General features: G+C 59.6%; 14 protein-coding genes, 3 tRNA genes and 3 rRNA genes. 11 read left to right on the top strand and 9 right to left on the bottom strand.

Translation table 11 applies throughout. The annotated features are described in order from the left end of the window. Nucleotides 1-8 precede the first annotated feature (8 nt). Nucleotides 9-1,325: a DEAD/DEAH box helicase gene (locus WDB86_RS15315; protein WP_330647257.1), complete on the bottom strand. Its 1,317-nt coding sequence runs from the start codon at nucleotides 1,323-1,325 to the stop codon at nucleotides 9-11. Between the two features lie 365 nt (nucleotides 1,326-1,690). Here WDB86_RS15315 and WDB86_RS15310 point away from each other — a divergent pair, with 365 nt between their 5' ends. The 4 genes from WDB86_RS15310 to WDB86_RS15295 all read left to right on the top strand — a co-directional run bounded on the left by WDB86_RS15310 (nucleotide 1,691) and on the right by WDB86_RS15295 (nucleotide 9,081). Beyond that, complete coding sequence (locus WDB86_RS15310) at nucleotides 1,691-3,748, top strand: PAS domain-containing methyl-accepting chemotaxis protein (protein WP_341485896.1); 2,058 nt, start codon at nucleotides 1,691-1,693, stop codon at nucleotides 3,746-3,748. 60 nt (nucleotides 3,749-3,808) lie between these two features. Next, complete coding sequence (locus tag WDB86_RS15305; RefSeq protein ID WP_330647259.1) at nucleotides 3,809-4,813, top strand: NAD-dependent epimerase/dehydratase family protein; 1,005 nt, start codon at nucleotides 3,809-3,811, stop codon at nucleotides 4,811-4,813. 348 nt (nucleotides 4,814-5,161) lie between these two features. Further along, the gene (gene hpxO, locus WDB86_RS15300) at nucleotides 5,162-6,355 is read left to right on the top strand and encodes an FAD-dependent urate hydroxylase HpxO (protein WP_341485895.1); all 1,194 of its coding nucleotides are present in this window, start codon (nucleotides 5,162-5,164) and stop codon (nucleotides 6,353-6,355) included. 194 nt (nucleotides 6,356-6,549) lie between these two features. After that, nucleotides 6,550-9,081 (top strand): glycosyltransferase, encoded by a 2,532-nt coding sequence (locus WDB86_RS15295; RefSeq protein WP_341485894.1) that lies wholly within the window; start codon nucleotides 6,550-6,552, stop codon nucleotides 9,079-9,081. Nucleotides 9,082-9,091: 10 nt separating this feature from the next. On the opposite strand, the gene WDB86_RS15290 is transcribed toward WDB86_RS15295, so the two are convergent. Then, nucleotides 9,092-10,111, bottom strand: coding sequence for a 1-aminocyclopropane-1-carboxylate deaminase (locus tag WDB86_RS15290; RefSeq protein ID WP_330647262.1), 1,020 nt, complete (start codon nucleotides 10,109-10,111; stop codon nucleotides 9,092-9,094). Between the two features lie 125 nt (nucleotides 10,112-10,236). Between WDB86_RS15290 and WDB86_RS15285 the strand changes: the two genes are divergently transcribed. Continuing rightward, the gene (locus WDB86_RS15285) at nucleotides 10,237-10,725 is read left to right on the top strand and encodes an Lrp/AsnC ligand binding domain-containing protein (RefSeq protein ID WP_339109766.1); all 489 of its coding nucleotides are present in this window, start codon (nucleotides 10,237-10,239) and stop codon (nucleotides 10,723-10,725) included. Nucleotides 10,726-10,818: 93 nt separating this feature from the next. Here WDB86_RS15285 and WDB86_RS15280 read toward each other — a convergent pair whose 3' ends face one another. The 7 genes from WDB86_RS15280 to WDB86_RS15250 all read right to left on the bottom strand — a co-directional run bounded on the left by WDB86_RS15280 (nucleotide 10,819) and on the right by WDB86_RS15250 (nucleotide 16,964). Next, nucleotides 10,819-11,715 (bottom strand): metal ABC transporter substrate-binding protein, encoded by an 897-nt coding sequence (locus WDB86_RS15280; RefSeq protein ID WP_341485893.1) that lies wholly within the window; start codon nucleotides 11,713-11,715, stop codon nucleotides 10,819-10,821. A 15-nt stretch (nucleotides 11,716-11,730) separates the two neighbouring features. Further along, a complete protein-coding gene (locus WDB86_RS15275; RefSeq protein ID WP_330647265.1) occupies nucleotides 11,731-12,603 on the bottom strand; it encodes a metal ABC transporter permease in 873 nt (290 codons plus the stop codon). Beyond that, entirely contained in the window at nucleotides 12,600-13,352 is a 753-nt protein-coding gene (locus WDB86_RS15270; protein WP_339109764.1) for a metal ABC transporter ATP-binding protein, read from the bottom strand. The genes WDB86_RS15275 and WDB86_RS15270 overlap by 4 nt, the downstream gene beginning before the upstream one ends. Before the next feature lie 217 nt (nucleotides 13,353-13,569). Then, nucleotides 13,570-14,163 carry a DUF1007 family protein gene (locus WDB86_RS15265; protein ID WP_339109763.1) on the bottom strand — a complete coding sequence of 198 codons (594 nt, stop codon included), beginning with the start codon at nucleotides 14,161-14,163 and terminating at the stop codon, nucleotides 13,570-13,572. Continuing rightward, nucleotides 14,160-14,981 (bottom strand): hypothetical protein, encoded by an 822-nt coding sequence (locus WDB86_RS15260; RefSeq protein WP_341485892.1) that lies wholly within the window; start codon nucleotides 14,979-14,981, stop codon nucleotides 14,160-14,162. The genes WDB86_RS15265 and WDB86_RS15260 overlap by 4 nt, the downstream gene beginning before the upstream one ends. Continuing rightward, nucleotides 14,971-15,558: a HupE/UreJ family protein gene (locus tag WDB86_RS15255; RefSeq protein ID WP_339109761.1), complete on the bottom strand. Its 588-nt coding sequence runs from the start codon at nucleotides 15,556-15,558 to the stop codon at nucleotides 14,971-14,973. The genes WDB86_RS15260 and WDB86_RS15255 overlap by 11 nt, the downstream gene beginning before the upstream one ends. A 1,040-nt stretch (nucleotides 15,559-16,598) precedes the next feature. Further along, nucleotides 16,599-16,964 carry a hypothetical protein gene (locus tag WDB86_RS15250; protein ID WP_341485891.1) on the bottom strand — a complete coding sequence of 122 codons (366 nt, stop codon included), beginning with the start codon at nucleotides 16,962-16,964 and terminating at the stop codon, nucleotides 16,599-16,601. A 108-nt stretch (nucleotides 16,965-17,072) separates the two neighbouring features. Here WDB86_RS15250 and WDB86_RS15245 point away from each other — a divergent pair. From WDB86_RS15245 to WDB86_RS15220, 6 genes are all read left to right on the top strand, one after another. Further along, a 16S ribosomal RNA gene (locus WDB86_RS15245) occupies nucleotides 17,073-18,540 on the top strand. Between the two features lie 144 nt (nucleotides 18,541-18,684). Next, a tRNA-Ile gene (locus WDB86_RS15240) sits at nucleotides 18,685-18,761 on the top strand. A 15-nt stretch (nucleotides 18,762-18,776) separates the two neighbouring features. Continuing rightward, a tRNA-Ala gene (locus tag WDB86_RS15235) sits at nucleotides 18,777-18,852 on the top strand. A gap of 286 nt (nucleotides 18,853-19,138) precedes the next feature. Then, nucleotides 19,139-21,969 (top strand): 23S ribosomal RNA (locus WDB86_RS15230). A 77-nt stretch (nucleotides 21,970-22,046) separates the two neighbouring features. After that, nucleotides 22,047-22,161 (top strand): 5S ribosomal RNA (gene rrf, locus WDB86_RS15225). Together the 16S, 23S and 5S rRNA genes with 3 tRNA genes alongside form the textbook arrangement of a ribosomal RNA operon. 60 nt (nucleotides 22,162-22,221) lie before the next feature. Next, nucleotides 22,222-22,298 (top strand) — tRNA-Met (locus WDB86_RS15220). The last annotated feature ends 178 nt before the right edge of the window (nucleotides 22,299-22,476 follow it).

Here is a 22,476-nt window from a genome sequence, read left to right as displayed (position 1 = left end):
AGGAAAGATCAGGATTGCGGTGCGCGGCGTTTGGCCGCTCCCGGATCGGCGGGGCCCCGTTTGGCCCCCTGCGGTTTGTTCCGGCGCCGACGCGGGCCACCGGAATTGGCCTCATTCGCGGGTTTGAAGGCCCGCACGGCACCGGCTTTCGGCGGACCGCCGCGACGACGGCCACGCGGGGCAGGGGAGGTGCCTTCGGGGCGCGTGCCTGCCGCAACCGGAATATCGATCTTCATCAGCTTTTCGATCTGTGCCAGAAGTTCGACTTCTTCCTCGGAGCAGAAGGCAATCGCCTGACCTTCGCGGCCCGCACGCGCGGTCCGGCCGATCCGGTGGACGTAGGAATCGGGCACTTCGGGAAGATCGAAGTTGATCACATAGGCCACGCCCGGAATGTCGATGCCGCGGGCAGCCACGTCGGTGGCGACCAGAATGGTGGTCGAACCGGCACGGAAACTCTCGATTGCGCGATCGCGCTGGTTCTGGCTTTTGTTGCCGTGGATCGAGGCGGCCGGATACCCGTCTTTCTCGAGGCTTTTCTTGAGCTTTTCTGCCCCGTGCTTGGTCCGGCAGAAGACCAGTGTCAGCGCGCCCATATCATTGGACAGGATCTTGCGCAGACGGTTGGGCTTTTCGGCCTTGTCCATGAACTGGACCGACTGGCTGACCTTGTCGGCGGCCTTGCCGGGGGGGCTGACCTGCACGCGCTGGGGGTTGTTGAGATAGGCTTTGGAGAGTTCTTCCATCTGTTTGGGCATGGTGGCCGAGAACAGCATGGTCTGGCGCGGCGTGCCCAGACGCGGCGCGATCTTGCGCAACGCATGGATGAAGCCGAGATCCAGCATCTGGTCGGCCTCGTCGAGCACCAGATGTTTGGTCTGCGACAGATCGACCGACCCGCGGTCCATCAGGTCGATCAGACGGCCCGGCGTTGCCACCAGAATGTCGCAGCCGCGATGCAGCGCACCGATCTGACGGTTGATCGACTGGCCGCCCACCACGGTGATGATATGGATGCGGGTGCCTTTGGTCAGCGCGCGCAGCCCGTCGGCGATCTGGTTGACCAGTTCGCGGGTGGGGGCAAGGATGAGCGCCTTGGCGGTTTTCGGCGCGGGCTTGCCCGGGGCCTGCAGCAACTGGTCGATCAGCGGCAGGCCGAAGGCCAGAGTTTTGCCGGTGCCGGTCTGGGCGAGCCCCAGAATGTCATGGCCTTGCATGGCCAGCGGAATGGCCTTGTTCTGGATCGGGGTCGGCTCAGTAAAGCCTTGCGCTTTCAGCGCATCTTTCAGCGCCGGGGACAGCCCCAGCATATCGAAATCGAACATAAATATCCTTTGCTACCCGATGCCATCATGGCTGGGCGTGGCCGCGGGGAGGCGGCCTGAGGGGTGTGACGCCGCGACCTCGAAAGCCACGGGCGGATCCCGTCTGCTTTGGCCGGACGATACGAACCCTGCGTGATGGGGAACGGGTGGGTCTGGTGCCGATGCGTCAAACGGACGCGGCTTGCTCACGCGGCAGCGCGGTACCAATGCCTATATGCGGTGTTTTTCCGATTTTGTCAATTCTGCTCTTTGCAATCTTCCCCGCGGGGAAGGGGCAGGCCCCCGTGATCCGGAAAGCTAAGCTTAACATATTTTGCGTAGCCTCGGTGGGTACTAAGTGATTCTTACGACTCGCGGGAGAGCCGATGTTCAAGTCCAAGAAACTGCATCAAGAGATTGACGAGCTGAAACGCGAAGTCAGTGCATTCGAAAACTCCCATGCGGTTGCACGCGTGGATTTTGATCGTAAGTTTTTGTATATAAACGATTTGTTTGCAAAAACTTTCGGAATTTCTCGTGAGGACGCCCTTGGGAACAACTATGATACCCTCGTGCGTGAGAAAGACCTCGAACAGGAGGATTTCAACGAGATCTGGCGTGTTCTCAAGCAGGGCACGCCCGTCAACAAGATCGAACCGCGGCTGAATGCCAAAGGCGAGGAGATCTGGCTGGATACGACCTATTCGCCGATCACGAACAAGGATGGGGTCAGCGAGCATGTGCTGATTGCCGCCCGCGAGATCACCTATATGCATATGCGCCGTCGCGACAACCGGAGCCAGGTCGATGCGCTGAAACGTTCGATGGCGGTGATCGAGTTCGATCTGAAAGGCAATGTGCTGGATGCCAATGATCATTTCCTGAAGGCGACCGGTTACACGATTGAGGAAATCCGTGGTAAACCTCACCGGATATTCATGCCCAAGGACGCGCTTGATACGCCCGAATATGCGCAGTTCTGGCAACGTCTGGCCAAGGGGTCTTCGGAATCGGGGCAGGTGAAACGTGTCCGCAAGGATGGTGAATTCTGCTGGCTGCAGGCAACCTACGAGACGCTGATTGACCCCGAGGGCCGCCCGTTCAAGGTGGTGAAATATGCCTTTGACATCACCGAAGCGCGCAACTTGGCCGCCGATGCGGAAGGGCAGATCCACGCCATTCAAGGGGTGCAGGCGGTGATCGAGTTCGATCCCTATGGCAAGATCGTTTCGGCCAATGACCTGTTTTGTAAGGTGATGGGCTACGAGCGCGCCGAGATCATCGGTCAGTCGCATCGCATGTTTGTCGAACCGGGCTATGGTGAGAGCCAGAGCTACAAGGATCATTGGGCAGATTTGCGGAAGGGCAAAACCCTTGAGGGCGATTTCCTGCGTGTTGGTAAAAACGGTAAGGAAGTCCATATTCGCGCCAGCTACAACCCGATCAAGAATGCCGCAGGGCAGGTTGTGAAGGTGGTGAAATTCGCGGTGGATACCACGCCTTACATGCGTATGAACCGCGTTATGGCCGAGAGCTTGGGCCGGTTGTCCGAAGGCGATCTGAGCACGCGCATCGATCAGGATTTGGGGGAATTCAACACGCTGCGCCAACAGTTCAACGATGCGATCAGCCGGATCGAACGTGTGATTGTCGGGGTTCTGGAACAAACGGCCTCGATTGCGCAGGAAGCGGCCTCGATTACAGCGGGCACGACAGAGCTGTCGCGCCGGTCCGAACGGCAGGCTGCGACCTTGGAAGAAAGTGCCGCTGCGCTGGAAGAGCTGACCACCTCGGTGCGCGGGGCTGCCGATATGACCCTGACCGCCCGTGCGAAGGCGGAAAAGGCGAAAGAACAATCCGACCGTTCGAGCCTTGTGGTCAATGATGCGGTCACCGCGATGAATGAAATCGCCGCAAGTTCGCAGTCGATTTCGCGCATCACCAGTGTGATTGACGATATTGCCTTCCAGACCAATCTTCTGGCGCTGAATGCCGGGGTCGAAGCGGCCCGTGCAGGGGATGCGGGGCGCGGATTTGCCGTGGTGGCCTCCGAGGTGCGGGGACTGGCGCAGCGGTCTTCGGATGCCGCGCGCGAGATTGCGACGCTGATCGAGGCGTCGACCCGTCAGGTCGGACGGGGGGTCGAGCTTGTCGGGCAGGCAGGCGAGGCGCTGCAATCGATCGATGAATCGATTACCGGTATCCGGGATTCGATCCAGCAGATCGCCTCTTCGGCGCAGGAACAGAGCAATGGTCTGAACGAGATGAACAGCGCCGTAAGCGACCTCGACCGTGCCGTGCAACAAAATGCCGCGATGGCCGAGGAAAGCTCGGCCGCTGTCCAGATGTTGCAGCGTGGAATCAACACGATGAGCGAGGATGTGGGGTATTTCCGCTGTAGCGAGCTGGACCTCGGCGCCGAAGAGGACCGTCTGGCAAGTTAAGGAGGCTTGCCACATCAGTCCGAAGGGGCAATAACGGCCTCGGTAATTTGGAGGTCTTTCATGCCGACGCTTCTCGTGACGGGTGCTGCCGGGTTTATCGGCTCTTTCGTGTCCCAGCGGTTTTTGTCCGAAGGCTGGCGTGTCGTCGGGTTGGACGGGATGACCGATTATTATGACGTCACTCTGAAGGAGGCGCGGCTGGCAAAGCTGCGCCTTTCGCCCGATTTCCGTGACATTATCGGTATGGTCGAGACCCCCGGTCTGCTGATGTCCATCATGGAAGAGGAGCGTCCGGATGTGGTGATCCATCTGGCGGCACAGGCTGGGGTCCGCTATTCGATCGACAATCCGCGGGCGTATCTTGAAGGCAATATCATCGGTACATTCGAATTGCTGGAAGCCGCGCGGGCCTATCCGCCCAAACATATGCTGCTGGCTTCGACCTCATCGGCCTATGGGGCCAATACCCAGATGCCCTATCGCGAAACCGATCGCGCGGATCACCAGATGAGCTTTTACGCCGCGACCAAGAAATCCACCGAGTCGATGGCTCATTCTTACGCCCATCTGTTCAATCTACCGGTAACCATGTTCCGGTTTTTCACCGTCTATGGGCCGTGGGGGCGTCCGGACATGGCGCTGTTCAAATTTACCCGTGCCATTTTCGAAGACAAGCCGATCGATGTCTATAATTTCGGCGATATGAAGCGCGACTTCACCTATATCGACGATCTGGTCGAAGGGATCCGCCTATTGGTCGATGTGGTGCCCGAGCGTTGTGCCGATGTGCCCGCGGGCGATAGCTTGTCGCCGGTGGCGCCCTATCGCGTGGTCAATATCGGTAATAACAACGCGGTGCAGTTGACCGAATTCATTGCCGCGATCGAAGCGGCGACCGGGCGTGAGGCGATCCAGAATCTGATGCCGATGCAGGCCGGAGATGTGCCTGCCACATGGGCGGATGCCAGCTTGCTGAAATCACTGACAGGATATGCGCCCAGAACGTCGGTGCGCGAGGGGGTGCAGTCTTTCGTGGACTGGTATCGCAGCTATTACGCGCTGTAATCCGTAAATGTCGCGTGTGCTCCCGTTCGCGGGGCGATCTGCCATGGTGCGGATAGGCTCATGCGGATAGGGCAGCCGACACCCTGCAGGCTTGGGCTTTCGGAGTGCGGGTTTGGCGACAAGACGTATGCCGGTCGCCGCAAAGACGTTCTGCTCTACAAAATGCAGGAGCCTGCCGCGCGCTTAAAGGCACGGGTCACGCTTTGTTTGCCCTGCCGATTGCTGCCGAATTTACGGGCAATTCCAACGGGTTTTGCGGACAAGTGAAAAATCCTGCCGGAACACGCTGGAGTTGCCTTGCGCCGACAGCTAGCCTGAACAAAACAGATTGCACAGGGAGCGCCAGCCATGTCCACGAAAACGGTGATGATTATCGGAGCAGGGATTGGCGGGCTTTGCGCGGGCATTGCGCTGCGCCGGATCGGTTTCGAGGTGCGGATTTTCGAGAAGGTCCGCGAGGTGCGCCCTGTCGGCGCGGGGCTATCGCTTTGGCCCAACGGTATCCAGTGTCTCCACCATCTGGGGCTTGGCGCGCAGATCCGTGATCTGGGCGGGCAGATGGAGAGGATGGCCTATATCGACGGCCTGACCGGAGAGACGATGTGCGCCTTTCCGCTGACCCCGCTTTGGAACAGCGCGGGCATACGCGGCTATCCGGTGGCGCGTGCGGCAACGCAGGAAATGCTGATGGACGTGTTCGGGCGCGAGCATATCGCGCTGGGAATGCGTCTGGTCGCGCTGCAGGAGGAGGGGGCGCAGGTGCTTGCCCGTTTTGCGGATGGCACCGAGAGCCGCGCGGATTTTGTGATCGGGGCAGACGGGGCGCATAGTCTGGTGCGCGACCATCTGCTTGGCCCGCTCGAGCGGCGCTATGCCGGCTATGTCAACTGGAACGGGATCGTGGATATGGATGCCGCGATTGCCCCCGCCGATTGCTGGACGACGTTTGTCGCGCAGGGCAAGCGGGCCTCGATCATGCCGATCGGGGCGGGGGAAAACGGGCAGGGGCGTTTCTATTTCTTCTTCGATCAACCGATGCCTGCCGGAGACACCCCCGCGCGTGAAGACTATAAATCCTTGTTACAGGGTTGTTTTTCCGGCTGGGCCGAGCCTGTGCAAAGGTTGATTGCCGCAGCGGATGCGGGGGCAATCAACCGTGTGGAAATCCATGATATCGATCCGTTCTCCACTTGGGCCAAAGGCCGGATCTGCCTGTTGGGGGATAGCGCGCATAACACGACGCCGGATCTGGGGCAGGGGGCCTGCATGGCGATTGAGGATGCGGTGGTGCTGGAAGAAAAGCTGCGCGGGACCGACGATATTCCTGCGGCGCTTCAGGCCTATCAGCAGGCGCGGGCCGCGCGCTGCGCTGATCTGGTTTTGCGCGCGCGCGCGCGTTGCGATGTGACGCATGGGGTTGATCCTGTCGTGACCGAGCGCTGGTATGACGAATTGCGGCACGAAACCGGCGCGGCGATTCTGGCGGGGATCGCCAAGACGGTGGAAGGCAGCCCTGTCTATGCCGAGTTTGCTGCCGGCTGAGCCCTTGCTGGCCTCGGGGCGGGTGGCGATCGGGCGGAATGTCCGGCGCTCGCAGAATTCTCTTTGTTCTCCAGATGCTTTTTGGATTAGGTTTGCTTTGGAATGCCCTATATGGGTCCCTGTCCGGTTGCGATTGCGGACGCAGGGGCGCAGACTCGCGGCGCGACAGGGTTTGACGGACAAGGACGGATTTTGTGATTACTCTGCGGAGCCTTCAGGCCCTTTTCATCCGGTATAGTTCGATCCATCGGCAATACGGTTTTCGCCCGCGCGCGATCAGGGCGGCAGGCGGCAAGGGGATAGGCTGGCTGGAATCGCAGGAGATCCGTGGCAATCACCGATGCGTTTCCGGTTGGGTCGAGGCTGATGAGGTGGGGCTGATCTGCGGCGAAGGGCATCGTCTGGCCGTGGAGCCGGTGCAGTTTCGCGCCGATGTGCAGGCCGCCTATGGCGGGACGGGCAAGGTCGGGTTTTCGCTGACATTGCCCTATATTGCGGGAACGGGGCGGCTTGTGATCCGCAAGGGGACCGAGACGGTCGAGATCGCGCTGCGCGATCCGGCGGCTTTGCGTCGCGGGGTCGAAACCCTGCGTCTGGCGGCGGCCTTCGCTTGGGCGGGGATACAGGGCTTGCCTGCGGCGCTGATCTATCTGCGCAGCACAGACCGTGCGCGCAAGGATCGTGCCAAAGCGCGGCTGAAAGCGCTGTTTCTGGGCCGGACAGATATGGTCCAGCCTCTGCGGATCGGGGCGGGGCAGCTGGGCTTGGCGGAAGACTCGCCGCTTTTGTCCCGCGCAGGGACTGCCGAGCGGGGCGCGGCGGCCCAGCGGATCACGATCATCCTGCCCGTCTATAACGCCTTCGACCTGCTGCAACTCTGCCTGTCGCGGCTTGTCGCCCATACCGATCTGGACTGGCATCTGGTGCTGATCGAGGATGGTTCGCCCGATCCGCAGATCCGGCCCTTTTTGCGCAAATGGTGTGAAAGCCGCCCTGCCGGTCAGGTGAGCTTGCTGGAAAACGCGCGCAATCTGGGCTTTATCGGTTCGGTCAATCGCGGATTTGCCGAAGCCCTGCGGCGGGATGCGCCGGTTGTGCTGTTGAATTCCGATGCTCTGGTGCCCGAGGGCTGGGCCAGCCGCTTGGTGGCCCCCTTGGCGGACCCGCGGGTGGCGAGCGTGACCCCGATGAGCAATGATGCGGAAATCATGAATGCGCCGGTCATCTGCCAGCGCGGGGATTTGCCCGACGGCGTGGCGGAGGGGCTCGATGCCTGCGCGCGCATGTATTTCGCGCAAGCCCCCTTGGCAGAGCTGCCGACGGGCGTAGGGTTCTGCATGGGCATCGGTCTGGACTGGCTGCGTCGTTTTCCCGAATTCGATCCTGTGTTCGGGCGCGGATATGGCGAGGAGGTTGACTGGTGTCGCAAAACGCAGGCCGAGGGCGCGCGGCATCTGGGCGTGCCGGGCCTTTTTGTCGAACATCGGGGCGGCACCTCGTTCGGGTCGGAAGAGAAGCGCCGCCTGATCGAGGAAAACGGGCGCCGGATTACCGCCCGCTATCCGCATTTCGATGCGGATGTGCAGGGGTTCATCGCGCGTGATCCGATGATTGGCCCGCGTTTGGGGCTCGGGCTGGCATGGGCGGGGGCGATGCAGCAGGCCCCGCTATCGGTGTTTGTCGTGCATTCTCTGGGGGGCGGTGCCGAAGACGCGATGCGGCGCGATATCAGTCGCCTCTGTGCCGAAGGCCAGTCGGCGGTGGTTTTGCAACTGGGCGGGGCGACACCTTACCGGATGACGCTTATGACCCCCTTGGGCGAGACCGTCGCCAATCTGGAAAGCGATGCGGTGCTGGCGCATCTTCTGGCGGCGGTTCCGCGGCGTCGGATTGTCTATATCTGCGGCGTGGGGGATGCCCGTCCCGAAACGCTTCCCGACAGGCTGCTGGCATGGCGTGGCGCGGCGGAAGGGTCCGAGCTTGTTGTGGAATTCCATGACTTTTTCCCGCTTAGCCCGTCTTATACGCTGCTGGGCGATACGGGCCGTTTCGAAGGCGTGCCACGCCCTGAGACGCATGGCGGACAGGCCTGCCATCAGGTGCGTGATGCGCAGGGCCGCGAGATCGGGTTGCAAGCGTGGCAGGACCTCTGGCATCGCGCGCTTACCCAGGCGCGGATCGTGGTGTTTTCCGAAAATAGCCGCGAGATCGTGCAAGGCTGCTGGCCGGATCTGGCCCCGCAGATCAGGCTGCGGCCGCATGATGTGCTGGAGGATGTGCCCTCTGTCGCGCGCGTGCCGCTGGAGGCACCGCGTACAATCGGGATTTTGGGCAATATCGGCTACCAGAAGGGGGCGGAGATCTTGCAGATCATGGCCCGCCAACTGGGCAAGAGCGGTGCGGCGCGTCTGGTTCTGTTGGGCAATATCGATCCGAATTATCCGCTTGGCAGGGCCTGCACGATCCACGGCAGCTATGCGCGGCAGGACATTGCCCTGCTGGCCGAACGTTACAAGATCGATTGCTGGCTGATCCCCTCGATCTGGCCGGAGACCTTTTCCTTTACCACCCGCGAGACTCTGGCCACTGGCCTTCCGGTCTGGTGTTTTGATCTTGGCGCGCAGGCGGATGCCTTGCGCGCGGCAGGGCAGGAGGCGCACCTTCTGCCGCTGCCGCAAAATGATGAGGATGTGGCGCAGGTTCTCCGGCGGATCTGCCAGAGCTGAGCCTAGCGCGTCATCCTTCGCGGTAGTAATAGCTGTAGCCGTTCAGCGCAGGCGCGCCGCCCAGATGGGCGTAAAGCACCTTGGAGCCTTTGGGGAAGGCGCCCTTGCGGGTCAGGTCGATCAGCCCCTGCATGGATTTGCCTTCATAGACCGGATCGGTGATCATGGCTTCGGTGCGGGCCGCAAGGCGGATGGCGGCATTGGTCTCTTCCGAGGGCACCCCATAGGCCGGATAGGCGTATTCCTCGTGGATGACGATCTCGTCCTCGCGGATTTTCCGGCCCAGACCGACCAGTGTCGCGGCATTATCGGCAATCTCGCGCACCTGCGCGCGGGTTTGTTGGGGGGTGGCGGAGGCGTCGATGCCGATCACCCGTTCGGCGCGGTTCTGGGCGGCAAACCCCACGATCATGCCCGCCTGCGTCGATCCGGTGACCACACAGACGATGATATAGTCGAACTGGAAGCCCAGCTCTTTCTCCTGCTCGGCCACCTCTTCGGCAAAGCCGATATAGCCGAGCGCGCCATATTTATGCACCGAGGCTCCGGCGGGAATGGCATAGGGTTTGCCGCCGCGATCCTTGACCGACTGGATCGCATCCTCCCAGCTTTGCCGGATGCCGATATCGAACCCGTCCTCCACCAGTCGCGATTCCGCCCCCATCAGGCGGGTCATCATGATATTGCCGACACGGTCATAGACCGCATCGTAATGGGGCACCCATTTCTCTTGCACCACAACGCATTTCATCCCGAGCTTTGCCGCCGTCGCGGCGACCATGCGGGTATGGTTGGATTGCACGCCACCAATCGAGACCAGCGTATCCGCCCCCGACGCAAGCGCATCGGGCACGATATATTCCAGCTTGCGCAGCTTGTTCCCGCCCATTGCCAGCCCCGAATTGCAGTCATCGCGCTTGGCATAGATCTCGACCTCGCCACCCAATGCGGCAGACAGGCGGGGCAGATATTCGATGGGGGTTGTGCCATAGGTCAGGGGGTAGCGTTCGAATTTTTCGAGCAGGCTCATGCAGGATCTCCTTTGGACGATGTCCACAGGCTAGCAAGGCATTGCAGAAAGGTGCTTTCTAATTTGGCTTGCGATTTTAGGGAATTCTGTTCGAATCCGAGTCTTGTGAAAGGAAAGCTGAAAATATGGCGTCAAAAGCGGAAGAGTCTTCCATCCAGGATCTGGACCGAATCGACATGGCGATCTTGCGGCTCTTGCAGCAGGACGGGCGGCTGACCAATGCGGAGCTGGCCAGCCGGTGCAATATCTCGCCCGCGACCTGCCACCGCCGGACGCAGCGGCTTTTCGAGACCGGCGTGATGTCGGATGTGCGGGCACGGATTTCGCCCGATCATGTCGGGTTGGGGGCTTTGGTGATGGTGGGCGCGGTGCTGGACCGTTCGACCCCTGAAAGCTTTGCCGCATTCGAGGCTGCGGTGCAGAAGATGCCTTCGGTGCTGGATTGCATTCTGGTGGCGGGGGATTTCGACTATCTGATGAAGATCCGTGTCGGGAATATGCAGGATTTCAACAAACTGCACGGGCGCGAATTGATTACCCTGCCGGGGGTGCGTCAGATCCGCACGTTTTTCGCCATCAAAGAGGTCAAGGACGACGCTCCGCTAAGGTTCTAGGGGAGGCTCTGGAACATGCTCCGGCACCGCAGGAGGTCGAGCGCGGAGACGGAGGTGGCGGGCAAGGTCCGGGGGATCCCTGCCCGCGACGGGTTATTGCGAAATCGCCTTGGTGATCTGCGCCGCATTATAGCGCATCAGGGCTTCATAGCTGGGGGCCGGACCGGAGGCATCCGAAAGCGCTTCGGGATACAGCTCGCCCCCCGGTTCCGCGCCGGTGGCGGCCGCGATCTGTTTGACCAGACGCGGGTCGTTCGAGTTTTCCACAAAATAGGTTTTCACCCCGTCGGCCTTGATCTGGTCGATCATCTTGGCCACATCCGCCGCCGAGGCCTCGGTCTCGGTCGAGACCCCCTGCGGCGCAAGGAAGGTGATGCCATAGGCCTGTCCGAAATAGCCGAACGCGTCATGGCTGGTCAGCACCTTGCGCTTGGCTTCGGGTACGGCCTCGATTTCGGCGCGGATCTCGGCGTCCAGTGCGGTGAGCCTGGCCTTGTAGCTGGCGGCGTTGGCCTTGAAATCGGCGGCATCCGCAGGATCGGCCTTGCTTAGGGCGGCTTCGATATTATCGACCCAGATCAGCACATTGGGGATGGAATTCCAGACATGGGGATCGGTGACATTCTGGCCATCCTCCTCGAACTCGTGGGTTTTGATCCCCTCCGAGACGATGACCGGAGGGACCGTGCTTCCCGAGGCCTTGGCCAGACGGTCGAACCAGTTCTCAAGCCCTTCGCCGCTGAGGAAGGTCACCGGCGCGGCTTTGAGGGCCTTGGCGTCTTCGGGGCTGGGTTCGTAATCATGGGGGTCGCCATTGACGGGAACGAGGTTGCGGACCGTCACATGTGTGCCGCCCACGTTTTTCACCACATCGCCCAGCACCGTGAAGCTGGTGACGACATCAAGGGTTTCGGCATGGGCCGCGCCCATCATGGCCATCGAAAGGGCCAGCGCCGAAAGCGCGGGTTTCAGGAAGCGGGGTGTCGTCATGGAAATATCCTTTGCTTAGCCCTCGAGATGGGGGCGATTGAGAGTTCTGGCCAGAAAGCCCTGAGGGGCGACCAGAAGCGAAACGGCATAGAAGGCGCTGGCGGTCAGGATGATGGTCGGGCCGGAGGCAAAGCCCAGATGGTAAGACAGCAGCAGGCCGATAAAGCCCGAGATCATGGCGATCATCGCCGAGAGCGCGGCCATCGCGGGCAGGCTGCGCGCCCAGAGCTGGGCGGTGGCGGCGGGCAGCATCATCAGCCCCACCGCCATCAGGGTGCCAAGCGCCTGAAACCCCGCCACCAGATTGATGACCAGCAAAAACAGAAACAGCAGGTGATACAGCCCGCCCCGCCCGCCGACCGAGCGCAGGAAATTCGGGTCGAAACATTCCATCACAAGGGGGCGGTAGACCAGAGTCAGCACGATCAGAGTGAAACTGGTGATTGCCCCCACCATGTAAAGGGCGCCGGCGTCAATGGACAGGATGGTGCCGAACAACACATGCAGAAGGTCGATATTCGACCCTTTCAGCGACACGATCAGCACGCCGAGCGCCAGAGAGGTCAGGTAGAATGTGGCAAAACTTGCATCTTCCTTCAGCCCTGTGCCGCGCGTGACCAGCCCTGCCAGTAACGCCACACCAAGGCCTGCGACGGCCCCGCCGATCCCCATCGCCAGCTGCGACAGGCCACCGGCCAACAGAAATCCGATGGCGGCACCGGGCAAAACCGCATGGCTCATGGCGTCGCCGACAAGGCTCATGCGGCGCAACATCAGCAACACCCCCACCGGCCCCGCCCCGAGCCCGAGCGCCACCGAGGCCACGAGCGCGCGTCGCATGAAGCCGTAATCGACGAAAGGCTGCAAAACGGTTGAATACAGGCTCATGCGGCACGCCCCTTTGCGGGCTCGCAGGGGCCTGCATTGGCCATCCACGCGGTGGTCGTGCTGCGTGCCAGACGCAAATTCGCCTCGGTCAGAACCTCTGCCGTCGGCCCCCAGCCGATCATCCTGCGCGCGACGAGCAGGGTTTCGGGGAAGGCGGCGCGCACCTGATCAATGTCATGCAGGACCGCCATCACCATGCGTCCCTCCCTGTGCCAGCCTTCGATGATGGCCAGAAGGTCGGCTGTGGTGGCCTCGTCGATGGCGGTGAAGGGTTCATCAAGCAAAATCACCGGCGCATCCTGCAAGATCAGCCGTGCAAAAAGCGTGCGCTGCATCTGCCCGCCCGAAAGCGAGGCGATCTGGCGGGCCTCGAACCCCGTCAGGCCCACCGCGTCGATGGCTGCGGCGGCCTTGGCGGAAAGATCCGCCCCGAGGCTACGGAACGCGCCGGTCTTGCGCCATGCCCCCATCGCCACGACATCCGCTACGGTGACGGGAAAGCTGCGCTCGATCTCGGCAAGCTGGGGGAGATAGCCGAAATCCTGCGGTCTCAGGCCGCCGAAATCGATCTTGCCCTCGACCCCGAGCCGCTGGCGCATCAGGGCCTTCAGAAGGGTGGATTTGCCTGCGCCATTCGGGCCGACAATGGCTGTCTTGCTGGCTGGCTGGAAAACCCCTGACAGGTGATGGATAGCCGGACGCCTGTCATAGCTCAGCGTGACATTCTCGAAGGTGATCCGGTTGTTCATGGCAGTGCCACCGCCCAGCCGATCAGCCCCCACATCCCCATCAGGATGAGGCAGGCAAACAGTCCCCGCCGCAGGGCGCTGGCCGAGAAGGTGGAAAGAGGGAAGCTGGGCATATCTGTGACCTTTCTGATATGTAATGTAATAATATTACATATTCTGGCGTTCCCTATCTCCGTCAAGATGACAGAAAAGGGAAGTCACATACGCTTGATCAGCTTTATTCCCGACACAGCAGGCGGGCGATGAGTGAGGCAGGGTCGGGCGTGTCAAACGGCGAGGGGGCGTTGCGATCAAGGATCGGCACGCAGGCCGAGGCCCCGTCTCCGGTCAGGCGAAGCGGCGTATCGGGCGCGGGGCGCAGATCCATCAGCGCGTCGGGATCGCTCAGCACAAGGCGCAGGGTGCGGGCGTCGAGCGGTTGCACCGGCCTGAGCACGAAGGAAAACCGCAGGCTGCCGCTGGCGGTCAGCTCTGCCGCAAAGTCCGAGACGGCCGGAGGCGGCGGCTCTTGCGCGCCGTCCAGCAGCCTTGTGTAAAATAACGAGGGGGCCGTATTTTCGCGCACGATGGCCACCAGCTGGTTCAGAGCATCGGGGCCTAACGGGCCTTGTTGCGGCTGGTTCAGGGACTGGACGAGCCATTGCGAGGTCTGCGCGCTGAACAGCCATGTCTCGTCAATCTCGGTGACGTTTGGGCCGTTCATGACGAGGGCAAGCTGCGCCACGATCTCGTCTTCGGGATGCGCCGACGCCTCTGGCGGGGACAGGCCAAGCCCCCCGAGCACAAGCGCAATCAGTGCCGCGCGTCTCATGGCTGAACCCCCAGTTCGGGGCGGCTATGGGCGTCGGGGGCGGGGATCTGGCCCGTGGGGATCTGTCGCTGGGGCAGCAGGGTTTCGGGGATCGCCTGCTGGATCAGGGGTTGGGCGGGGGAGGCGGGGCTGGCGGGCATCTTCCAGATGGGGCGCGTGTCGGCGGGCACTGGCGAGGCCAGACGGTTGCCGATCAGGCCGAGACTGCCATAGAGCACCGCGATTGCAATCAGCCAGCTGCCAATGATCCGCGTGCCGATCACGGTGCCGCGCGTCGGGATGATCCGGCCCAGACAGGCGGCGCAAAGCAGGATCCAGACTCCAAGACCCAGACCCGAGAGCGCGATCGTCGCATCGCCGCCAGAGCTGGGGTCCGACAGTTTCAGCGCCACGGCATAGCTGCCCCCGCTGATCAGGGCCGCCACAGGGAGCAGGCGCTGTGTCAGCCATTGGCCCGGCGCCAGCACCAGCCCCAGAGCCAGCGCACCGATGGGCAGGGTGTAGAATTTGTGGCTGACCGCACCGGGCAGAGGTTCGATCATCGCCATCAGCCCGACATGTGCCCAAAGACCAAGCCCGAACCCGAGCGCCCATCCAACGAAAGAGGCGGCCTTGCCTTGGCGTGCAAGCGGTACGGCGGCAAATCCCAGCGCCGCAAGCGTCAGCAGCATCGGGGCGCTCAGCGCCGATTGGCTGACCCAGAGCGAGATCGCCTCGGAAAGCTGCATCGCCGCCAGCAGTGCCGCCCCCCCGAGCGTGAAGCACAGGACAAAGGCGTTGATGCGGGCTCGCAAGGCGGGGGAGGGCTTATCCGACAAGGAAGCCGACCCCCGCCAGCGCGATCACCGCGCCAAGGAGACGCGAAATCCGCCCCTTCCAGAGCGGGTTGAGCACCAGCCCGACCCCCACACCGATCACATGGATCAGTCCCGTGGCCAGCACGAAACCGATGGCATAATCTGCCGGATCGGCTGCCAGCGGCAGTTCGGCCCCATGCGCATAGCCGTGACAAAGCGCAAATACCGCAATCACCGCGAGCGCGACCCATTCCCACGGGCGCCACGCCGCCGCAATGGCCCCACCCAGCACGATGATCGACAGTGCGATACCGGTTTCGATGCCGGAAATGGTCAGGCCGGAAATACCGGCGATGCCGCCCAACACCATGACCAGCGGAAAGGTGACTGGCAGGGTCCAGACCCGTTTGCCACCCATCTGTGCGCCCCATAGCCCGACCGAGAACATCGCCAGAAAGTGGTCATATCCTGTCAGCGGGTGCTCGAAGCCTGCGGTGAAGCCACCGGACCCCGCCGCCGTGATATGGGCCGAGGCCAATGTCGGCGCACAAAGCAGGCACGCACTCAATAAGGGAACGGGGAGAGATCGGAAGGTCATGGTGCAAGTCCCGTGTGGTTTTGGATGTCTTACGGGCAAGGACGCCACGGAACAAGCGCGCCTGTCGGTGAGGGCTTCACTTCGCGGCGATTGTGCCGAGCGAGAACAGCGTGGCGATCAGCCGCTCCGTCACCGTCCTATCCAGCGCGTCACCATTGAGAACGCGGCACCAGAAGGGGTCGTGGATCATATAGAATAGGATTTGCAGGTCGCATTCCGCTGCGATCTCGCCGCGATGGCGTGCATGGGTGCAGGATTTCGACCCTCAGCGCCTCGGGCTGTGTGACGAAGCTTCGCCGGAAATATGCGCGGAACTGGGAGGGCTGTCAGGGCGGCGATCGGCGCGGTCAGGGCGCTGCCCATTTCTTCGAGCGTATGGAAGATCTGCTGTAGAAAGACCTTCAGCGCCGCAGGTCCCGATGTCTCGGGGTCGAGCGGGGTCAGGGGGGCGGACATCTCTGCCGTGCTACAATAGAAGACGACGGTTTCGTATGGATACGGGACCGTCGTCTTTTAGTATCCGTGCCACACCCGCCTCCACACCCGCCGATCAATCGGAATCGGTCCTGCCTTGCCAGCCGAGGGCGATTGGACACGGATATCACATGCGACAGGGCCACCCGTCCTTTCGGGTCTTTGCACCGGCCTCGCTTTGCGGACCGTGTTCCCGCCGGTTGCAGGGGCCGCTGATCGAGAGGGACGGGCGCAAGGGGCCAATGATCTGCGGAGCGGTCCCCCGAGGCCCAGATCGCGCGCGGGTGTCCGGCGGATGTTGGGCAGGCGCTGGTCTTGCTGGCGGCAGCGCGGGGACCGCGTCGCTGTCTTGCATGTGTATCGGCGTCGGGCAGGGCATTGCCATCGCGCTTGAGCGTGTCTGATCTTGTGAGGGCGGGCGGCGATGAGGCCGCCCGTTTCTGTTTTGGCTGGTTACGACGCTTTTTGAGGTGGGTTTGTTCTCGCGTTTGGGGTGGGTGATTCCTGTGGTTTTGGGTGTGTTGGGGATTGGCGTCATAAAACTGTTCGAAATATATACTTTAATTTCAGTTGGTTAGTTGATTTTTTTGGTTTTTGGCATGTTTTTGTGAAAAAAGGGGTTGCGGGTTGTGGGTGTTCTCCGTAAATACCGCTTCACCGCAGCGGCAGACGACGCAGCGGGGCGCGGAAGCCGCGGCAGACGGGATCGAAAGAGACGGTTTGAAGCGGTTGAAGCGATAGAAATTCGGAAGATTAGGTTGGCGGTTAGCACCTGAGGATTGGGTGCTGCTGGTAATTTTTGTCTTCGGCTCTTTGACATTGATGGTTTTACTGAAGAGATATGCGGGCGGTTTGGTCGATGATCGACTAAATGATCGTTTGCATATCGGCTCACTAGGGTTTCGGCTCGATGATGTGAGTGTCAGCTTCACTGTTTGTCGGTTTCACGCAAGTGAGAACGGTAAGCAGAAAGCGTTTATCCAATTGGATAGACGATGTGCGAAGGTTCATGCGTCAAGGTTAGCGATGTAAATCGCTTTCAACTTGAGAGTTTGATCCTGGCTCAGAACGAACGCTGGCGGCAGGCCTAACACATGCAAGTCGAGCGAGATCTTCGGATCTAGCGGCGGACGGGTTAGTAACGCGTGGGAACGTACCCTTTGCTACGGAATAGTCCCGGGAAACTGGGTTTAATACCGTATGTGCCCTTCGGGGGAAAGATTTATCGGCAAAGGATCGGCCCGCGTTGGATTAGGTAGTTGGTGGGGTAATGGCCTACCAAGCCTACGATCCATAGCTGGTTTGAGAGGATGATCAGCAACACTGGGACTGAGACACGGCCCAGACTCCTACGGGAGGCAGCAGTGGGGAATCTTAGACAATGGGCGCAAGCCTGATCTAGCCATGCCGCGTGAGCGATGAAGGCCTTAGGGTTGTAAAGCTCTTTCAGCTGGGAAGATAATGACGGTACCAGCAGAAGAAGCCCCGGCTAACTCCGTGCCAGCAGCCGCGGTAATACGGAGGGGGCTAGCGTTGTTCGGAATTACTGGGCGTAAAGCGCACGTAGGCGGATTAGTAAGTTAGAGGTGAAATCCCAGGGCTCAACCTTGGAACTGCCTTTAATACTGCTAGTCTTGAGTTCGAGAGAGGTGAGTGGAATTCCGAGTGTAGAGGTGAAATTCGTAGATATTCGGAGGAACACCAGTGGCGAAGGCGGCTCACTGGCTCGATACTGACGCTGAGGTGCGAAAGTGTGGGGAGCAAACAGGATTAGATACCCTGGTAGTCCACACTGTAAACGATGAATGCCAGTCGTCGGCAAGCATGCTTGTCGGTGACACACCTAACGGATTAAGCATTCCGCCTGGGGAGTACGGTCGCAAGATTAAAACTCAAAGGAATTGACGGGGGCCCGCACAAGCGGTGGAGCATGTGGTTTAATTCGAAGCAACGCGCAGAACCTTACCAACCCTTGACATCCTGATCGCGGTTAGTGGAGACACTTTCCTTCAGTTCGGCTGGATCAGTGACAGGTGCTGCATGGCTGTCGTCAGCTCGTGTCGTGAGATGTTCGGTTAAGTCCGGCAACGAGCGCAACCCACGTCCTTAGTTGCCAGCAGTTCGGCTGGGCACTCTAGGGAAACTGCCGATGATAAGTCGGAGGAAGGTGTGGATGACGTCAAGTCCTCATGGCCCTTACGGGTTGGGCTACACACGTGCTACAATGGCGATGACAATGGGCTAATCCCAAAAAGTCGTCTCAGTTCGGATTGGGGTCTGCAACTCGACCCCATGAAGTCGGAATCGCTAGTAATCGCGTAACAGCATGACGCGGTGAATACGTTCCCGGGCCTTGTACACACCGCCCGTCACACCATGGGAGTTGGGTCTACCCGACGGCCGTGCGCCAACCAGCAATGGAGGCAGCGGACCACGGTAGGCTCAGCGACTGGGGTGAAGTCGTAACAAGGTAGCCGTAGGGGAACCTGCGGCTGGATCACCTCCTTTCTAAGGATGTTTCTAGTAGCTTGGCTTGCCTTGCTCGTGAAACACTTAGCATGAGGCTCAGTCAGAGCCTCAAACATATACGGCCAGGCCGTCCTCATATCTCTTCAGTAATCGGAAAAATGCCAAGGGCTTCGGTCCAGGAATGGGTCGGTAGCTCAGGTGGTTAGAGCGCACGCCTGATAAGCGTGAGGTCGGAGGTTCAAGTCCTCCTCGACCCACCACTTTCCACAGTTTATGGGGCCTTAGCTCAGCTGGGAGAGCGCCTGATTTGCATTCAGGAGGTCAGGAGTTCGATCCTCCTAGGCTCCACCATAACTTCCGATGACAAAACCAAAGATGAAATTGATCCAATCAGATCAGCAAGGCGTTCAAGTGATGAACGGTTTGCTCGTCCGATTGGACGGTTTGATATCGTATATAGAGATGAAATTAAACATCAGCATCGCGGGTTGCCCAAGTACGGGTGACAGCAGTTCGATCTGCAAGCAGCGATGTTGTTCAAGTCAAGTACACTAACCAATGTTGATGATCATAGATCATCAGCGGGAATAGTATGCATGCTTTTGATACAGGAAGAAGTCTATCTTCTTCTGGATCAAATCAAGCGCGAGAAGGGCGTTTGGTGGATGCCTTGGCAGTAAGAGGCGATGAAGGACGTGATACTCTGCGATAAGCTATGGGGAGCTGAGAATAAGCTTTGATCCATGGATCTCCGAATGGGGAAACCCACCTGAATGTTTGTTGTAATTACCTTGGTAATTTACAACCGACATAACCAGGGACTTATTACCTGAATACATAGGGTTTTAAGAGCGAACCCGGGGAACTGAAACATCTAAGTACCCGGAGGAAAGGAAATCAATATGATACTCCGCTAGTAGTGGCGAGCGAACGCGGACCAGCCGAGCCTTGAGAGTGAGTAGAATGGTCTGGAATGTCCAGCAATATGGGTGATAGCCCCGTATACGAAGCTCAACGGGACGTATTAAGTAGGGCGGGACACGTGAAATCCTGTCTGAAGATCGGAGGACCACCTTCGAAGGCTAAGTACTCCTTACTGACCGATAGCGAACCAGTACCGTGAGGGAAAGGTGAAAAGCACCCCGACGAGGGGAGTGAAACAGTTTCTGAAACCGGACGCCTACAAGCAGTCGGAGGAGCCTCGAGCTCTGACGGCGTACCTTTTGTATAATGGGTCAACGACTTGGTCTTACGAGCAAGCTTAAGCCGATAGGTGTAGGCGCAGCGAAAGCGAGTCTTAAAAGGGCGACGAGTTCGTGGGATCAGACCCGAAACCGAGTGATCTAGCCATGTGCAGGATGAAGGTTGGGTAACACCAACTGGAGGTCCGAACCGACACCCGTTGAAAAGGGTCCGGATGACGTGTGGCTAGGGGTGAAAGGCCAATCAAACTCGGAGATAGCTGGTTCTCCGCGAAAGCTATTTAGGTAGCGCGTCGATTGTATTCTCCCGGGGGTAGAGCACTGCATGGATGATGGGGGCCCACAGCCTTACTGAGTCTAAGCAAACTCCGAATACCGGGAAGAACTGATCGGCAGACACACGGCGGGTGCTAACGTCCGTCGTGGAGAGGGAAACAACCCTGACCAACAGCTAAGGCCCCCAATTCGTGGCTAAGTGGGAAAGCATGTGGGACTTCCAAAACAACCAGGAGGTTGGCTTAGAAGCAGCCATCCTTTAAAGATAGCGTAACAGCTCACTGGTCTAGTCAAGAGGTCCTGCGGCGAAGATGTAACGGGGCTCAAGCCACGAGCCGAAGCTTTGGATGCACTGTGAAGTGCGTGGTAGCGGAGCGTTCTGTGATATAGAACGCTGCCTCCTTACTTCCTTAGGGAAGATTGGAGGCAATGTTCTGACTGTGAAGCCGGGCTGTAAGGCATCCGGTGGAGTGATCAGAAGTGAGAATGTTGACATGAGTAGCGACAAACAGGGTGAGAGACCCTGTCGCCGAAAGTCCAAGGGTTCCTGCTTAAAGCTAATCTGAGCAGGGTAAGCCGGCCCCTAAGGCGAGGCCGAAAGGCGTAGTCGATGGGAACCAGGTTAATATTCCTGGGCCGTGAGATGGTGACGGATCTGAACCGTTGTTCACACTTATCGGATTGTGTGGGCAGCCTACAGGTCCCTGGAAATAGCCTCTCTATAAGACCGTACCCGAAACCGACACAGGTGGACTGGTAGAGAATACCAAGGCGCTTGAGAGAACCACGTTTAAGGAACTCGGCAAAATGCCTCCGTAAGTTCGCGAGAAGGAGGCCCCATCGCTAGGCAACTAGTGGTGGGGGGCACAAACTAGGGGGTGGCGACTGTTTACTTAAAACACAGGGCTGTGCGAAGCCGTAAGGCGACGTATACAGTCTGACGCCTGCCCGGTGCCGGAAGGTTAAAAGGAGGGGTGCAAGCTCTGAATTGAAGCCCCGGTAAACGGCGGCCGTAACTATAACGGTCCTAAGGTAGCGAAATTCCTTGTCGGGTAAGTTCCGACCTGCACGAATGGCGTAACGATCTCCCCGCTGTCTCAAACGTGGACTCAGCGAAATTGAACTGTGTGTCAAGATGCACACTACCCGCGGTTAGACGGAAAGACCCCATGAACCTTTACTACAGCTTCACACTGGCATCAGGATTGTGATGTGCAGGATAGGTGGTAGCCTTTGAAACCAGAACGCCAGTTCCGGTGGAGGCATCCTTGAGATACCACCCTTCGCACTCTTGATGTCTAACCGCGGTCCGTTATCCGGATCCGGGACCCTGTGTGGCGGGTAGTTTGACTGGGGCGGTCGCCTCCCAAAGAGTAACGGAGGCGCGCGAAGGTGGGCTCAGACCGGTCGGAAATCGGTCGTTGAGTGCAATGGCAAAAGCCTGCCTGACTGCGAGACTGACAAGTCGAGCAGAGACGAAAGTCGGCCATAGTGATCCGGTGGTCCCAAGTGGGAGGGCCATCGCTCAACGGATAAAAGGTACTCTGGGGATAACAGGCTGATGGTGCCCAAGAGTCCATATCGACGGCACCGTTTGGCACCTCGATGTCGGCTCATCTCATCCTGGGGCTGGAGCAGGTCCCAAGGGTACGGCTGTTCGCCGTTTAAAGAGGTACGTGAGCTGGGTTTAGAACGTCGTGAGACAGTTCGGTCCCTATCTGCCGTGGGTGTAGGATACTTGAGAAGAGTTGCCCCTAGTACGAGAGGACCGGGGTGAACGGACCACTGGTGGACCAGTTATCGTGCCAACGGTAGTGCTGGGTAGCTATGTCCGGACAGGATAACCGCTGAAAGCATCTAAGCGGGAAGCCCCCTTCAAAACTAGGTATCCCTTGAGGGCCGTGGAAGACCACCACGTCGATAGGCTGGAGATGTAAGTGCAGCAATGCATTCAGTTGACCAGTACTAATTGCCCGATTGGCTTGATTTGATCCAGTAGTAGACAGACACTCCTGCAGATCAAAATCATGCATACAACACAACTTGACTTGGACGCTCTTTATTCGGTTTGGTGGTCATAGCGCTGGCTATACACCCGGTCCCATTCCGAACCCGGCCGTTAAGGGCCAACACGCCAATGGTACTGCGTCTCAAGACGTGGGAGAGTAGGTCACCGCCAAACCTAATAAAGAGCGTCATTCATCTCTATAACGATAACACCCCCCAAATCAGACACAAATAACGCGGGATGGAGCAGCCCGGTAGCTCGTCAGGCTCATAACCTGAAGGTCGTAGGTTCAAATCCTACTCCCGCAACCAACGTTTCCGACCCAACCCTCGCAATCCGCGGGGGTTCTGTCATGTCAGCATCCACCAAGGCAAGAATACCCGCAAGATCGCCGCAAAGCCCGATCCTGTGACCATCGCGCGCGTCCGCTGTTGGAACCATCCGGATCTCGGAGATCAGGCTGCGCATTGCCTCTGCGGCCTGGACCCG

The organism is Thioclava sp. GXIMD4215 (assembly GCF_045291555.1).
GTDB classification, from domain to species: Bacteria; Pseudomonadota; Alphaproteobacteria; order Rhodobacterales; family Rhodobacteraceae; genus Thioclava; species Thioclava litoralis.
The sequence above is the reverse complement of the archived record's forward strand: the minus strand, read 5'-3'. Positions and strand labels throughout refer to the sequence as shown.

What these genes read in the sequence shown, in the direction of transcription:
- WDB86_RS15315 (WP_330647257.1), bottom strand. Translation starts at nt 1,325, where the DNA reads ATGTTCGATTTCGATATGCTGGGGCTGTCCCCGGCGCTGAAAGATGCG.
- WDB86_RS15310 (WP_341485896.1), top strand. Translation starts at nt 1,691, where the DNA reads ATGTTCAAGTCCAAGAAACTGCATCAAGAGATTGACGAGCTGAAACGC.
- WDB86_RS15305 (WP_330647259.1), top strand. Translation starts at nt 3,809, where the DNA reads ATGCCGACGCTTCTCGTGACGGGTGCTGCCGGGTTTATCGGCTCTTTC.
- hpxO (WP_341485895.1), top strand. Translation starts at nt 5,162, where the DNA reads ATGTCCACGAAAACGGTGATGATTATCGGAGCAGGGATTGGCGGGCTT.
- WDB86_RS15290 (WP_330647262.1), bottom strand. Translation starts at nt 10,111, where the DNA reads ATGAGCCTGCTCGAAAAATTCGAACGCTACCCCCTGACCTATGGCACA.
- WDB86_RS15285 (WP_339109766.1), top strand. Translation starts at nt 10,237, where the DNA reads ATGGCGTCAAAAGCGGAAGAGTCTTCCATCCAGGATCTGGACCGAATC.
- WDB86_RS15280 (WP_341485893.1), bottom strand. Translation starts at nt 11,715, where the DNA reads ATGACGACACCCCGCTTCCTGAAACCCGCGCTTTCGGCGCTGGCCCTT.
- WDB86_RS15275 (WP_330647265.1), bottom strand. Translation starts at nt 12,603, where the DNA reads ATGAGCCTGTATTCAACCGTTTTGCAGCCTTTCGTCGATTACGGCTTC.
- WDB86_RS15270 (WP_339109764.1), bottom strand. Translation starts at nt 13,352, where the DNA reads ATGAACAACCGGATCACCTTCGAGAATGTCACGCTGAGCTATGACAGG.
- WDB86_RS15265 (WP_339109763.1), bottom strand. Translation starts at nt 14,163, where the DNA reads ATGAGACGCGCGGCACTGATTGCGCTTGTGCTCGGGGGGCTTGGCCTG.
- WDB86_RS15255 (WP_339109761.1), bottom strand. Translation starts at nt 15,558, where the DNA reads ATGACCTTCCGATCTCTCCCCGTTCCCTTATTGAGTGCGTGCCTGCTT.